Here is a 14,069-nt window from a genome sequence, read left to right on the forward strand (position 1 = left end):
GATCGGACGTCGCACCTGGACTGGTGACTTCGGCCACGCGCTGTCAAGACACCACGCTTTCCGTGTGACCATTCGAGAGTGTCCGCAGAGCGTCATGCAGTAGTCACCGCGATCTCGGCGGCGGCCGCCGACGCCGGGATCGTGCTGGACCCTCAGCAACGGCTACTCGTCGATCGGCTCGCCGTCCTCGTTCCGGAGGGACGCCGGCGGACACGACGCTCGTCGGGCCCGCGCGGGCTCTATGTCCACGGTTCGGCCGGTCGGGGCAAGACGTGGCTGGCCGATGCCTTCTACAACGTGAGCCCCGTACCGAGGAAGACGCGGATCCATTTCCACAGCTTTTTCGAGGAACTCCAGCGCCGAGTACACGAGCACCGGCACGACCCGCACTCGCTACGCCTGGGCATGGACGATGTCCTCGGCGACAGCGAGCTGTTGTACTTCGACGAGCTTCACGTGCACGACTCCGGGGACGCACGTCTCCTCATCCGATTGCTGGAGTACGTGCTCGCCCGCCGGATCACCGTCCTCGCGACGTCGAACTACGCCCCGGATGACCTTCTGCCGAACCCCATCTGGCATCACCTCTTCGAGCCCGGCATCACGCTGATCAAGAATCATTTCGACGTCCATCACCTGAACGGGCAGACCGACTACCGCACATCTCCCCGCGGGGACTCCGTCGGCTTCGCCGCGGGAACTTGGATCACAGTGCCGCCGTCAGGTCGCGTGTCCGAGACCACCCAGACAGTCGGGCTCACTGTTCGTGGGCGACGTTTCGAGGTCCACTCCGAGCGTGACGGGTGTCTGCAGGCCTCGTTTGCGCACTTGTGTGACGCGCCGGTGTCAACCATCGAGTATCTGACGTCGGCGCGAATGTATCCCCGATGGACGATCACCGACGTACCGACATTCGATGTCGCCGACGAGGAGGCGCAGCAGCGGTTCATCAACCTTGTGGACATCCTGGTCGACGAGGACATCGCCGTCACGTTCACCTCGCCCCACTCCTTGCCCGACTTCTGCGCCGCCGCAACGGCCTCCCGTCCCGATGCATTTCGTATGACCAGTCGTCTGCGGTTGATCCGCTCGACTCCGTAATCGCGGCGTTCCGCCGTCGTGGTCGAATCCCTGGCGTTTTCTTGAGTCGAACCAACTCAAGTTCGCGCCACATCACGGGACAACCGGATACTCCTGTGACTGAAGGTGCGTTCTCGTGGTAATCACGCCTCGATCCACATTCTCAGAGTGATTGCAGTGCAACAGTATTCATGTGCAAAACCCCTGGCGCTCGCCAGGATGTCGAGTACCTTGGAGGCATGACCGATCTCACACTGCTTCTCGATCAACTGGTCGACGCCGAGTCACCAGCTGATGATCCCGCCGGGCGTGCAGCTTTCATCGAGCTGGAGACGCTGCGGCTTATGCGGAACGTGATCGATCACCGGATCGCCATGCGCTCAGCAAAACTGGGTCGCCTACGAGTCGCTGAGCGAAACCACTCGACGCTACGGAGGCTGCTGATCGAGATGGGCTTCGCGCCCGCTGTGGCCTCGCGAATCGTGCGGATCGTTGACAGACTAGAAGATCTACCCAAGGTTGCCGGCCACGCCGCCGACGGCCGTCTTTCCGCCGAGATCGTCGACGCCGTCGCCCGAGGCCTGGATCACATCGAGAAGCGCTCGGCCACTGCGCTTGTCGACGACGACCGAGCCGCCTTCGAGACCGAGTTGATCACCCAGGCACTGTCCGGGGCCACGCCCGCAGAGGTGCTGCGACGTGCTCGAGCCCTCGGCAACACGGTTGCCGAGACCAACGGCGGAGTCCCGGCCGCCGAGGATCGGACACTCAATGCCGTCGTCCACAACGTCACCGACGATGGCCGGGTCGAGATCGCCGCCGACTTGACCAACGTCATCGGCGAGAAGTTCATCGCCATGATCGACGAGCGCTCCGTCCCGCGACCCGAACCCGACGGCGCCGGCGATCGCCGCTCGCCCGCAGAACGGCGCGCCGATGCGCTCGAACTGATCCTCGACCAGGCATGCCTGGGCGCCACCGTCCAGACCGCGGGAGCCCCACGCACACAACTGATCCTGACCATCCCCGCCGACGCCACCGACCTCGGCACCCTGCCATGGACGGGCACCATCACCGACACCACCGCCCGCGCTCTCACGTGCGACGGCACCCTGACCGAGATCGTGGTCGACTCGGCCACCGTGCCCCTCGACATGGGTCGCGAAAAGCGGGTCTTCCCACCGGAATTGCGCAAGGCCGTGGTCGTCCGGGACGCCTGCTGCATCAAATGTGGTGCGCCACCGTCACATACCCAGGTCCACCATCTCGAACACTGGGCGGACGGCGGAACGACCAGCCTGGACAACGGCTGCTTGCTCTGCCAGCGATGCCACACGCAGGTTCACCTCCATGGCTGGGACGTCGTCCTGGGTTACGACCGACATCCGTGGCTGATACCACCCGTCGAAGTCGACCCCGCGCGCCGACCGCTCCCCGCCTACAACCGACGCACCATGCGCCTCGACGACGCCGCCTGAGTCACCGGACCTCGACAACCTCGGCCGCCTGCTGGTGGCACGTTGTCGCGGGGGCCCGAAACCCGGGCTGCTTTACGTACATTGACAACTCCACAGTGTGAGGGCCGCCGACGACGGCCTCTACCCCGAAGTCAGGCCGCCGACTCCGCGAACCGCGAGAGAGCCAGCAGGCGCGACGTGGCGCGCAGGTACTTCTTTCGGTAACCGCCCGCGAGCATCTCCTCGGTGAAGATCTCGTCGAGCTTCGCGCCCGAGACGGTCACCGGGATGTGGGCGTCGTAGAGACGGTCGGCGAGCACCACCAGGCGCAGGGCGACCGACTGGTCCTCGGCCGGGTGCACCCCCGAGATGCAGACCAGGGAAACGCCGTCGACGAGGTCCTTGTACTTCGACGGGTGCAGGGTGCTGAGGTGGTCGCACAGGGCATCGAAGTCGTCGAGGGTCGCGCCGTCGGTGGACTCGGCGATCTCCGTCAGTTCGGACTCGCTGCGCGGCTCCGGCGCCGGCGGCAGATCGCGGTGACGATAATCGGGACCGTCGACGCGGATCGTCTCGAACACCGAGGACAGCTTGCGGATCTCCCGTAGGAAGTCCTGGGCGGCGAACCGGCCCTCCCCCAGCTGGCCGGGAAGCGTGTTGGAGGTGGCGACGATCGACACGCCCTTGGCGGTGAGTTCGGTCAGCAGCCGGGAGACGAGCATCGTGTCGCCCGGGTCGTCGAGTTCGAACTCGTCGATACACAGCACCGTGTGCTGTGAGAGCCGCTCGACGGCATTCACGAAGCCCAGCGCGCCGACCACGTGTGTGACCTCGACGAACGTGGCGAACGACTTCGGTGCGGGCATCGAGTGGTAGATCGACGCCAGCAGGTGGGTCTTGCCGACGCCGAAGCCGCCGTCGAGATACAGACCGACCCCTTTTGCCGGCGCCTTCCGGGAGAACAGGCCCTTCTTGCCCGAGCGCGCCTTCGACGCCCGCGCCACGAAGTCGCGCGCCTTGGCCACCGCCTCGGCCTGCGACGGCTCGTTGGGGTCGGGGATGTAGGAGTCGAAGCTCACGTCGTCGAAGGTCGACGGGGGCACCATCTCGTCGATGAGTGCGTCGGGCGAGGTCGCAGGGTTGCGATCGCAGAGTCGGGCCACCATGTGTGGAGAGTAGCCAGGCGCGGAATGATGAACGCATGTTCCACCTGCAGAAAGCGACCCAGGTCACATCCGAGGACGAGCTGGTCCGGCTGGCCGAGCTCTACTCGTACCCCCCTCGATCGTCCACGGATCCGGACGACGGCGCGCCGTTCGTGCGGGCGAACATGGTGTCGTCGATCGACGGTGCGGTCACCGTCGACGGCAAGTCCGGCGGTCTCGGCGGTCCCGGCGACAAAGCCGTGTTCCGCGTGCTGCGAGGGCTCGCCGACGTCGTCCTCGTGGGTGCGGGCACGGCGACCACCGAGGGATATGGGCAACCCGCACCCGACGACGCCCTCGCCGCAGTCCGGCGATCGCTGGGGCAGGCGCCCGCCCCGGCACTCGCGCTCGTGTCCCGGTCGCTGTCGATACCGCCCGACTTCGAGCCCGTGTCCCACGAGAACACCGTCGTCCTCACCTGTTCGAACGCGCCCGCCGATCGCCGGCGGGCTCTGCTCGATGCCGGCGCGACGCTGGTGGACTGCGGCGACGACGCCGTGTCGACCGCGGCCATCCTGGAGCACTGCGGTGTTCGCGGATGGTCCCGGGTGCTCTGCGAGGGCGGTCCGAGTCTGCTCGGTTCGCTCGTGGCAGCCGATGCCGTGGACGAGCTGTGTCTGACCACGAGCCCGCACCTCGTCGGCGGGATCGCCGGCCGCATCGCGGTCACCGACGAGGGGGCGGCGGTCCTGCGCGCACTGCACCCGGCGTCGATCATGACCGATGACGACGGGTTCGTGTTCACCCGCTGGGTCCGCGACGGCCGCCCGTCCACCCGGTGAGCTTTCCGCTCCCGGTCCGGGACTCAACCGACACCCGGCTCGAGCGTCCTCGCGGATTCGTTGACTACGCTCGCGGACATGCCAAGAGCGCACACCCCGGCCGTCGGCGCAGCACCGAACTCCCGCCCGAGGGCTCTCGCGGGTGTGGTCGCCGGCGTGATCGCGGCGATCGTCCTGTCCTCTTGTGCCGTCGGTCCCGACCGTGGTCCCGACCTGATCCCGGGCGGCGGCGGTCAGGAGGGACCGGCACCGTCGTCGTCGACCGCTCCCCCCGCCCCCGCGCTCGCGGTGCCGATGACCGATCTCGAGTGGAGCGAGTGCGCCGCCGAGACGAGCGAACGATACGGGGTGCCACGTCCGGAAGGCGTGACGATCGAATGTGCCGAATACGACTCGCCCATCGACCGCGACCAACCCGACGGCGAGGTCGTGTCGATCGCGGTGACGCGCGCCCGGACCGCGGACACGCCACCCGACGCGGCGCCGCTCGTCCTCACCTCCGGTTCCGATCTGCCGTCGTCGCGGACGCTGATGGTGATGACCGCCGGCCCGGGCCGGGCGTTCCTCTCCTCGCACCCCGTGGTCGCGGTCGACCACCGCGGCATCCCGCTCAGCAGCGACATCGACTGCATGACCCGACTGGAACGCACGACGATCGCCAACAACGGCCTCGTCGACCGCGCCACGACGACGGACGCGCGGATCTCGCGCCTGTCCACGGCCGCGTCATCGGCCTCGGACGGGTGCACGGAGACGCTCACCCCCTACCAACTGAGTTTCGGGGCCGCGAACGCCGCCGCGGACCTCGAGTCCCTGCGGCAGCGCTGGGGCGTCGAACATCTCGGGCTCATCGGCACCGGTGAGGGTTCCGACGTCGTGCTCACCTACGCGTCCCTGTACGGCGGACGTGCCGGGCGGATCATCCTCGACACCCCGACCCCGTTCGGCGCGAACGCCCGGGATCGCGCACAGTCCCAGGCGCGGGGCGTCCAGGTGGCGCTCCAGGGCTTCGCACAGCGGTGCTCGGCGTTACCGGGCTGCGCGCTCGGGTCCAACGGGGTCGCGACGATGACCCGCATGCTGGGCAAGGCACGGGCGGGCGACCTCGAGTCGCTCTCCGACACGGCCGCGCTCGAGGCGATCACCACGACCCTGGCCCTGGCGCCGGACCGCCCGCAATCGTTGCTCGACCTCGCAGATGCCATCGCAGCTGCCGACCGCGGCCAGACCGCGGCGCTGGTCCGGCTCGCCGATCGCGCCGCGACCCTGCGGCTCCCCGACGGCGCCCTGGTGTCCCGCTGCAACGACGTGACCGGCCCGGTCGGACAGAACGAGGTGCCGGGTCTGGTGGACGCGTGGTCCAAGCAGAACCCCCTCACCGGCGCGAACAGTGCGCTGTCACTCGTTCGGTGCAACGGCTGGGCGTCGGGCAATCCGGTCCGACCACCCACGTCGCTGCCCGCCGACCCGTTGATCCTCAACGGGACGCGCGACCCGATCAACGGTGGCGAGGGAGCCAATGCTCTGGTGCCGCTGTTCATGAACGCCGAGGCCGAGCCGGTGACCGTCACCTGGGACGGCCTGGGGTATTCGGTCCTGGGACGCAGTGCGTGCGCCGCCGAGGTCGTCGCGGAGTACGTCGATCGGGCACCGCTGCAGGGTCCGACCCAGCGGGGCTGCCCCACCTGAGTCCCCAGACCACGCCGCACGGTTCTGAGCTCGGCGGCGCGCGTAGTACGGTTCGCGGGTGGCCAATCTCGACAGGTATCTCTATCCCCCGATGAGTGCTCAGCGGATCATCCCGATGGTCCTGTGGCCGATCAGCCTGCTCATGGTCGTGCACCGCTCGGTGTTCCTCGGGGTCAACGGTGACCGCACCGACGACTTCAAACCGGTGTACGCCGCGGCCTACAACTTTCTCAACGGCCTACCGGTCTACGGCGAGAACTACGCCACGGTCGACCCGCACTACCTCTACCCGCCGTCGGGCACCCTGCTGATGGCGCCGGTCGCGGTCATCGACTACGAGCGCGCCCGCTGGGCCTTCATCGCGGCGAGCGTCATCGCGCTGCTGATCTGCGCCTACCTGCTCACCCGCATGTTCGGGTTCGCGGTCAACTCGTGGGTCATGCCGACGGTCCTGTTCTTCTTCTTCAGCACCGAAACCGTCTCGCACACGCTGATCTTCACGAACTTCAACTCGTTCGTGCTCCTCGGCCTCCTCGCTTTCCTGATGCTGATGCTCAGCCGGCACGACTGGTGGGCGGGCGTGCCGATGGGCCTCACCCTCGCGGTGAAACCGGTACTGGCGCCGCTGATGCTGCTTCCGCTGCTCAACCGGCAGTGGCGGGTGTTCGCGCTCGCCATCGTGGTTCCGGTCGTCCTGACGATCGTCGCCTGGCCCCTGTCGGTCGACGCGAACGACTTCATCAGCCGGACCGTCCCGTACCTCGGCGAGGCGCGCGACTACTACAACAGTTCGATCGCCGGCAACGGCGCGTACTTCGGCGTCGCACCCTGGCTGGTACTACTGCTCCGCGTCGCGTTCGTCGCGATGGCCGCGTTCTCGCTGTGGTTCCTGTACCGCTACTACCGCAGGACCAACGAACTGCTGTGGATCACGGCATCGTCTGGGGTGCTGCTGTGCACGACCTTCCTCGTAGGTTCGCTCGGCCAGGGCTACTACTCGATGCTCCTGTTCCCGCTCCTGATGACGGTGCTGCTGCCCGGATCGCCGATGCGCAACTGGCCCGCCTGGCTCGGTGTCTACGGGTGCATGACCTTCGACGGTTTCTACTCCGACCGCTGGACGGCGTTCGGCTGGATGGTCGAGTACAACAAGGTCACCTGGGGTTGGTCACTCCTGATGATCGCGGTGTTCTGCTCGCTGCTGTTCCGCTATCTCGACATGAGGTCCGACGGGATGGCCGGCATGGTGCCGCCGGTCCGCTCGGAGACCGACGCGCCGAGCATCCCCGCCACCGAGACCACGACTTCCACGAGCGAGACCGTGGGCCTGTCGAAATAGTGCTGCCAAAGCCGGTCCGGCAGCGCGCTACCGTGGAGGACATGACCGACAGCACCCCGTCGACCGACGCCGAGAATCTCGCCGAACTCACCGACGAGCAGTGGCGGCAGCGCCTGACTCCCGCCGAATACCGTGTCCTCCGCCAGGCCGGCACCGAGGCGCCGTTCACCGGTGAATACACCGACACCAAGACGGTCGGCATCTACCGGTGCCGCGCCTGCAACACCGAACTGTTCCGTAGCGAGCAGAAGTTCGAATCGCACTGCGGCTGGCCGTCGTTCTTCTCCCCGCTCGCCGGCGACAAGATCATCGAGGTCGAGGACAACTCGTTGGGCATGCGGCGCGTCGAGGTGCTCTGCGCGAACTGCAAGAGCCACCTCGGCCACGTCTTCGCCGGTGAGGGCTACGACACCCCCACCGACCTGCGCTACTGCATCAACTCCATCAGCCTGACGCTGGAACCGGCCGAGTAGCGGCCGGTCCCGCGCTCTGCTCAGGGCAGGGCGTCGATCAGCGCCGGCACCTCGACCCGCGGTCCGGTGAAGAACGGGGTCTCCTCGCGCACGTGCATCCGCGCCTCCGTGGCGCGCAGATCACGCATGAGATCGACGATGCGGTGCAGCTCCGGCGCCTCGAAGGCCAGCAGCCACTCGTAGTCACCCAGCGCGAACGACGACACCGTGTTGGCGCGGACGTCCTTGTACGCGCGCGCTGCCTTCCCGTGGTCGGCGAGCATCTTGCGCCGCTCCTCGTCGGGCAGCAGGTACCACTCGTAGGACCGCACGAACGGGTACACGCAGATGTAGTTGCCGGGGTCCTCGCCCGCGAGGAACGCCGGGATGTGGCTCTTGTTGAACTCGGCGGGCCGGTGCAGCGCGACGTTGCTCCACACCGCGTTGCACGCCCGTCCCAGAACGGTCTCGCGACGGAACTTCGCGTAGGCGGCCTGGATCGGCTCGACGTCCTCGGCGTGCCACCAGATCATGAAGTCGGCGTCGGCGCGCAGACCCGACACGTCGTAGACACCGCGGACGACGACGCCGGTGTCCTCGAGGGACTTGAAGAAGTCCGCGGCGTCGGATTTGGCCTGATCGCGATCAGCACCCAGTTCACCTGGGCGGACCGCGAACACCGAGAACATCAGGTAGCGGATCGTCGAGTTGAGTTCTGCGTAATCCAAGCGGCTCATGGGTGCCATCGTGCCACCGGCGCCCACCCGGCGACCAGGCAGGTCAGCGGAGTCGGGTCACGTCAGATCTGCCAGCAGTTCGGCCGCCGCGCGACCGGCCCGGCCGATACATGCCGGCACCCCGACCCCGGCATACGACGACCCGGCCAAGGCCAGACGCGACGGCCGCGCGGCCAGCACCTGCGACATCGCGGCGAGGTGCCAGGGCGCATAGACCGGCAGTCCGTCGTCCCAACGCTGGACGTATGCGTCGACGACCCGCGACGACACCGGTGCGACACCGGCGGCGCGGCACACCTCGTCGAGGTCTTCGAGTGCCTCACGATGCAGCCGGTCGTCGACGCCGGGTTCGGTCGTCTCATCCGGTACCACCGCCTCGAACCTCCCGAACGACGCCCGCACCGAGACCGGCCGGTCCGCATCCGACAGATGCGCCCACTTCTGCGAGCTGAACGTGAAAGCCTTGGCGCGCAATCCTTCTCCGGTCCCCACCAGCACACCGGAGTGATCGGGCAGCTCGGTCCCCGGCGCGAGCGCGATCGACACCACCACCGACGAGGCGCCCCGGACCGCGCGCAACGGCGCAGACAGGTCCGGCGCGGACCGACCCAGTAGCTCCCCCGCCCGCCAGGCCGGCACGGCCAGGAGCACGGCGTCGTACGGTCGCGGGTCGCGAGCCGTACCGAAGACGAGCACCCACCCGGCCCCCGACGGAGTGACTTCGGTGACCGGACACGAGATCTCGGGTTCGACGCCGGCCGCGGTCCGCAGGGCGTCGAGGAGGACTTGGTATCCGCCCACGAGGGCGCCGAAGACCGGCCCCGAGGCCCCGGCCCCCGCGGCGATGAGGTCGCCGACGGCAGCGGTGAGCGACGGCGCGCCCGCGTCGAGGCGCGTGGCCAGCGCCGGTAGCGCCTCGCGGACCCCGATGTCGCCGGCGAGACTGGAGTACACACCCCCGAGCATCGGGTCGACGCTGCGCGCCACCACCGAGGGCCCGAACCGGTCGGCGACCAGCTGCCCGACCGACGTATCGGTCCCGGCTTCCCACCGCATCGAACGGTCGGGTTCACCGGACATGCGGTCGACGTCCTCGGGGTCGGCGAGACCGTCGACGACGGCCGGTCCGGCCGGGATGCCCATCAGCGCCGGACTTGGCAACGGATGCAACCGCTTACCCGACCACACCGCGGGACGGCGCGGCGTCGGCGAGACGATCCGGTCGGCGAGGCCTAGTTCGGTGACGAGTTCGAGCGCCTCGGGTCGCCGGACGATGAACGCCTCGGCCCCGACGTCGACGGTCCGACCGCCCACCGTCGTGGTGTGCAGGACCCCGCCCACCCGTCCGGAGGCCTCGAGCAGGTCGAGGTGCGCGTCGGGTCCGAGCGCACGACGAAGGCGGTAGGCGGCGGTCAGACCGGAGATCCCGCCGCCGACGATCGCGATTCGGACCCGCGGGGACATCAGAGGCTGTGGATCACTTCGACGGCCCGGGTCAGCACGTCCGGGTCGGTGCCGGGCAGCACGCCGTGTCCGAGGTTGAAGATGTGCCCGACCGCCCCGGCGGCGATCGCCCGGTCGCCATCGGCGACCACCCGGCGGACCTCGGCGTCGACGACGTCGGGACCGGCGAACAGCAGTGTCGGATCGAGGTTGCCCTGCACGGCCTTGCCCGGGCCCACCCGGCGCACGGCCTCCTCGAGCGGCACGCGCCAGTCGACGCCGATGACATCGGCACCGACATGCGCCATCGGGGCGAGCAGCTCACCGGTGCCGACGCCGAAGTGGATGCGCGGGACGCCGTACCCGGCGACCTCGGCCAGGACACGGGCGCTGTGCGGTGCGACGAAACGCTGGTAGTCGGCGGCCGACAGCATGCCCGCCCACGAGTCGAAGAGCTGGATCGCGTCGACCCCGGCCTCCAGCTGGACGCGCAGGAACGCGATGGTGATGTCGGCGAGACGCGCCATCAGCTCGGCCCACGTCTCCGGGTCGCCGTGCATCATCGCCTTGGTCCGCTCGTAGTTGCGGCTCGGGCCGCCCTCGATGAGGTACGAGGCCAGGGTGAACGGCGCTCCGGCGAAGCCGATCAGCGCCACCTGGTCCCCCAGCTCGCCGAGGAGTAGTTCGATGGCCCGCGCGATCGAGCCGACCGCTGCCGGTTCCAGCCGCGGGATGCGCGACACCGCGTCGGGCGAGCGCACCGGCTCGGCGATCACCGGCCCGGTGCCCGCGACGATGTCGAGGTCGATGCCGGCGGCCTTGAGCGGCACCACGATGTCGGAGAACAGGATCGCCGCGTCGACGTCGTGCCGGCGGACGGGCTGCATGGTGATCTCGCAGACCAGTTCGGCGTCGAAGCAGGACTCCAGCATGCCGTGATCGGCGCGGATGGCCCGGTATTCGGGCAGCGAGCGACCGGCTTGCCGCATGAACCACACCGGACGGCGTGACGGGGTCGCGCCGGTGGCCGCGGCGACGAGCGGCAGGTTCGACCTATGGACCCGGGTACCAGTTGCGTTCGACATCACCGCTTACTCTGCCATGCCCCTCGATCTGCGCACGGGTGGTCCTCGGCGCGCCTCCGCCGTGGCCGGGCACCCCAGCCCTACGGTCGAACGGTGACCTCTTCGGGAGCTCCGGACGAGCCTGCTGATTTCCGCGCGGCGGTGGAGTCGCTGCATGCTGCCCGGGTGCGCCGCGAGATCGAGGTCGGACCGATCCGGCCGCCGCAGCGCCTGGCGCCGTACAGCTACGCCGTCGGTGCCGAGGTGCGCCCGCCCGAGGACCTCGACGTGGTGCCCACGGATTCGCAGGGCAGCGCGTTCGGGCGCCTCATCCTGCTGTTCGATCCCGCTGGACAGGACGCGTGGAACGGCACCATGCGCCTCGTCGCGTTCCTCCAGGCGGAGGTGGAGGCCGCCTTGGCCATGGATCCGCTGCTGCCCGAGGTGGCCTGGAGCTGGCTCAGCGACGCCCTCGGCGTCCCGGTGGGCGCGACCGCCACCCCCGACGGTTCCGCCCACCGAGTCGAGGTGACCGCGCTCGGCGGCACCGTCACCTCCACGACGTCGGTCCGGTACGGCGACATCGCCGGACCTCCGCGCGCACATCAGCTCGAGGTGCGCGCCTCGTGGACCGCCCTGAGCTCGGACGGCCTGAACAACCACCTCGAGGCATTCTGCGACGTCCTCGCCTCCGCCGCCGGCCTCCCGCCGGTCGGGGTCACCGAACTCGGCGCGACGTGAACGACTCCGCCCCCGGGGATGCGGCCGAGCCGGACCCCGCGCCGGAGGTCACCCCGTTGCTCCGGCCGGCCGACGGCGTGCCCCCGGTACTGGCGACCGCCACCGAATTCGCCGACGCGGCAGCCGCTCTGGCAGCCGGCGACGGGCCGATCGCCGTCGACACCGAACGCGCGTCGGGCTACCGGTACTCGCAACGCGCCTATCTGATCCAGATCAAACGACGCGGATCGGGGAGCTTCCTGCTGGACCCGATCGGTGATCCCGGCGCGCTGGCGCCCGTCATCGACGCGATGCGCGGACCGGAATGGGTGCTGCACGCGGCCGATCAGGACCTCCCGTGCCTCCGCGAACTCGGTTTCGAGTGCGTCGAGCTGTACGACACCGAGCTGGCCGGACGCCTCCTGGGCCTGGCCAAGGTCAACCTCGCCGCGATGGTGGCGGAGTTCCTCGGGCTCGGACTCCTCAAGGGACACGGCGCCGCCGACTGGTCGCGCCGCCCGCTGCCCGACGAATGGCTGAACTACGCCGCGCTCGACGTCGAGGTCCTCGTCGAACTGCGCGACGCCATGGACGCCGCACTCGCGGAAGCGGGCAAGGACGGCTGGGCGCGAGAGGAATTCGCGTACGTCCTGGGCCGGCCACCGGCACCGCCGCGCACCGACCGGTGGCGCAAGACGTCGAACGTGCACACCGTCAAATCCACCCGCGCCCTCGCCGCGGTCCGCGAATTGTGGACCGCGCGTGAGGAACTGGCGCAGCGTCGGGATGTCGCGCCCGGACGTGTCCTGCCCGACACCGCCATCGTCAACGCCGCGACCGTGAACCCCCAGTCCATCGCCGAACTCACCAAGCTGCCGGTCTTTGGCGGCCCGCGCCAGCGCCGTCAGGCCGGGGTCTGGATGTCCGCGCTGCAGCGGGCGCGCGAGATCCCCGACAGCAAGCTGCCCTCGCGGAAGTCGACCGGACCGGGCCTGCCCCCGGTCAGCCGGTGGGATCAGCGCAACCCGGAGGCCGCGGCGCGGCTGCAGGCGGTCCGGCCGGTGCTCAAACAGATCGCCGAAGACCACACCCTGCCGGTGGAGAACCTCCTCGCACCCGATGTGGTGCGACAGCTGTGCTGGGACGGGTTGGCGGAACCGATCACGACCGAGGCGGTCGATGCACATCTGGCCGCCGCCGGCGCCCGCACGTGGCAGCGGACGCTCTGTGCGGAGGCCCTGACCGAGGCCTTCCTCGACGCCGCCCGACCAGGGCCGACGGCGGCCGCCGAGTAGATCGCCCAGCCCGACGAGACCCCCGGCCATCGCGCTGTGGCGCCGACCGTCGCGTACATTCGGGGGTCACGACCCGAATGCCATCACCCGAGTACGCGAGCCACCGGGAAGTCACCTCCGGTGTGCACACCACCTTCCGCGATGGGAGCAGTTCTGTGGCCACAGTCTCCGTCGGCATCGACTCCGACCTCGAACCGAGCGCAGCATGGGCGCTCGCCAGCAACCTCTCGCGCTTCGACGAGTGGATGACCATCTTCGGCGGGTGGCGCTCGCCGGTCCCCGACACGATCGCCGAGGGCACCACCATCTCCTCCCTCATCAAGGTCAAGGGCTTCCGCAATGTGATCCACTGGACCGTCACCGACTACGACGAGCCGCGGCTCATCGCGCTGTCGGGAACCGGCCGCGGCGGGGTGAACATCGATCTGGCGATGAAGGTCGACGAGATCGCCGACGGTTCGTACTTCGATCTGTCGGCCGAGTTGTCCGGCGGTCTGCTCAACGGCTCGGTCGGTAGGCTCGTCGCCAAGATCCTGGAATCCGATGTGCACAAGTCGATCTCGAACCTGGCGACACTGCGCTGAGTCGATCGGGGCCGACCTGACCCCTCTGCACCCTAACCCGAGGAACCACCAAACCGCTGGTCTGTGGGGTGCAAGCGACACCCTCCCTCCGCTCCCTGAGGTGCGAGGAGCGCCAGCGACGAGATGGTCCTATAGATTGTCAAGTGCTCCGAGGTCGGTGGTGAAGGCTTTGTAGAGTTCGCGGGCGACGTAGCGTTTGAGGCATCGGATGATTTCTTTCTT

Annotated in this window: 13 protein-coding genes; 9 read left to right on the plus strand and 4 right to left on the minus strand. The window is 68.8% G+C overall.

Going from position 1 to position 14,069, the window contains the following annotated elements:
- Positions 1-78: 78 nt before the first annotated feature.
- Entirely contained in the window at positions 79-1,101 is a 1,023-nt protein-coding gene (gene zapE, locus KB201_RS22375) for a cell division protein ZapE (protein WP_211540516.1), read from the plus strand.
- Positions 1,102-1,319: 218 nt separating this feature from the next.
- Positions 1,320-2,558: an HNH endonuclease signature motif containing protein gene (locus KB201_RS22380; RefSeq protein ID WP_211540518.1), complete on the plus strand. Its 1,239-nt coding sequence runs from the start codon at positions 1,320-1,322 to the stop codon at positions 2,556-2,558.
- 131 nt (positions 2,559-2,689) lie between these two features.
- Here KB201_RS22380 and zapE (KB201_RS22385) read toward each other — a convergent pair whose 3' ends face one another.
- Positions 2,690-3,703, minus strand: a complete 1,014-nt coding sequence (zapE, locus tag KB201_RS22385; protein ID WP_211540521.1) for a cell division protein ZapE — start codon at positions 3,701-3,703, stop codon at positions 2,690-2,692.
- Positions 3,704-3,738: 35 nt separating this feature from the next.
- Here zapE (KB201_RS22385) and KB201_RS22390 point away from each other — a divergent pair, with 35 nt between their 5' ends.
- From KB201_RS22390 to msrB, 4 genes are all read left to right on the plus strand, one after another.
- Complete coding sequence (locus KB201_RS22390) at positions 3,739-4,524, plus strand: pyrimidine reductase family protein (protein ID WP_211540523.1); 786 nt, start codon at positions 3,739-3,741, stop codon at positions 4,522-4,524.
- Between the two features lie 78 nt (positions 4,525-4,602).
- Positions 4,603-6,213: an alpha/beta fold hydrolase gene (locus KB201_RS22395; protein ID WP_249146314.1), complete on the plus strand. Its 1,611-nt coding sequence runs from the start codon at positions 4,603-4,605 to the stop codon at positions 6,211-6,213.
- A 58-nt stretch (positions 6,214-6,271) separates the two neighbouring features.
- Positions 6,272-7,552, plus strand: a complete 1,281-nt coding sequence (locus tag KB201_RS22400) for a glycosyltransferase family 87 protein (RefSeq protein WP_211540525.1) — start codon at positions 6,272-6,274, stop codon at positions 7,550-7,552.
- A 41-nt stretch (positions 7,553-7,593) separates the two neighbouring features.
- Positions 7,594-8,025: a peptide-methionine (R)-S-oxide reductase MsrB gene (gene msrB, locus KB201_RS22405; protein ID WP_058250317.1), complete on the plus strand. Its 432-nt coding sequence runs from the start codon at positions 7,594-7,596 to the stop codon at positions 8,023-8,025.
- A 20-nt stretch (positions 8,026-8,045) separates the two neighbouring features.
- On the opposite strand, the gene hemQ is transcribed toward msrB, so the two are convergent.
- Genes hemQ through hemE form a run of 3 tightly spaced genes read right to left on the minus strand, consistent with a single transcriptional unit; the run spans position 8,046 to position 11,269 of the window.
- A complete protein-coding gene (hemQ, locus tag KB201_RS22410) occupies positions 8,046-8,741 on the minus strand; it encodes a hydrogen peroxide-dependent heme synthase (protein ID WP_058250316.1) in 696 nt (231 codons plus the stop codon).
- Positions 8,742-8,798: 57 nt separating this feature from the next.
- The gene (locus tag KB201_RS22415; RefSeq protein WP_211540528.1) at positions 8,799-10,205 is read right to left on the minus strand and encodes an FAD-dependent oxidoreductase; all 1,407 of its coding nucleotides are present in this window, start codon (positions 10,203-10,205) and stop codon (positions 8,799-8,801) included.
- A complete protein-coding gene (hemE, locus tag KB201_RS22420) occupies positions 10,205-11,269 on the minus strand; it encodes a uroporphyrinogen decarboxylase (protein WP_078112320.1) in 1,065 nt (354 codons plus the stop codon). The genes KB201_RS22415 and hemE overlap by 1 nt, the downstream gene beginning before the upstream one ends.
- 93 nt (positions 11,270-11,362) lie before the next feature.
- On the opposite strand from hemE, the gene KB201_RS22425 reads away from it, so the two are divergent.
- From KB201_RS22425 to KB201_RS22435, 3 genes are all read left to right on the plus strand, one after another.
- Positions 11,363-11,989, plus strand: coding sequence for a DUF3000 domain-containing protein (locus KB201_RS22425; protein WP_058250234.1), 627 nt, complete (start codon positions 11,363-11,365; stop codon positions 11,987-11,989).
- On the plus strand, positions 11,986-13,263 hold the full coding sequence (locus tag KB201_RS22430) for an HRDC domain-containing protein (RefSeq protein ID WP_078112319.1): 1,278 nt from the start codon (positions 11,986-11,988) through the stop codon (positions 13,261-13,263). The genes KB201_RS22425 and KB201_RS22430 overlap by 4 nt, the downstream gene beginning before the upstream one ends.
- 155 nt (positions 13,264-13,418) lie before the next feature.
- On the plus strand, positions 13,419-13,847 hold the full coding sequence (locus KB201_RS22435; RefSeq protein ID WP_078112450.1) for an SRPBCC family protein: 429 nt from the start codon (positions 13,419-13,421) through the stop codon (positions 13,845-13,847).
- Positions 13,848-14,069: the final 222 nt, after the last annotated feature.

Source organism: Gordonia sp. SCSIO 19800, assembly GCF_018132775.1.
Taxonomy (GTDB): Bacteria; Actinomycetota; Actinomycetes; order Mycobacteriales; family Mycobacteriaceae; genus Gordonia; species Gordonia hongkongensis.

Bases quoted from the DNA above. Each gene is read 5' to 3' on its own strand.
- KB201_RS22380 (WP_211540518.1), top strand. From the start codon at position 1,320: ATGACCGATCTCACACTGCTTCTCGATCAACTGGTCGACGCCGAGTCA.
- zapE (WP_211540521.1), bottom strand. From the start codon at position 3,703: ATGGTGGCCCGACTCTGCGATCGCAACCCTGCGACCTCGCCCGACGCA.
- KB201_RS22390 (WP_211540523.1), top strand. From the start codon at position 3,739: ATGTTCCACCTGCAGAAAGCGACCCAGGTCACATCCGAGGACGAGCTG.
- KB201_RS22395 (WP_249146314.1), top strand. From the start codon at position 4,603: ATGCCAAGAGCGCACACCCCGGCCGTCGGCGCAGCACCGAACTCCCGC.
- msrB (WP_058250317.1), top strand. From the start codon at position 7,594: ATGACCGACAGCACCCCGTCGACCGACGCCGAGAATCTCGCCGAACTC.
- hemQ (WP_058250316.1), bottom strand. From the start codon at position 8,741: ATGAGCCGCTTGGATTACGCAGAACTCAACTCGACGATCCGCTACCTG.
- KB201_RS22415 (WP_211540528.1), bottom strand. From the start codon at position 10,205: ATGTCCCCGCGGGTCCGAATCGCGATCGTCGGCGGCGGGATCTCCGGT.
- hemE (WP_078112320.1), bottom strand. From the start codon at position 11,269: ATGTCGAACGCAACTGGTACCCGGGTCCATAGGTCGAACCTGCCGCTC.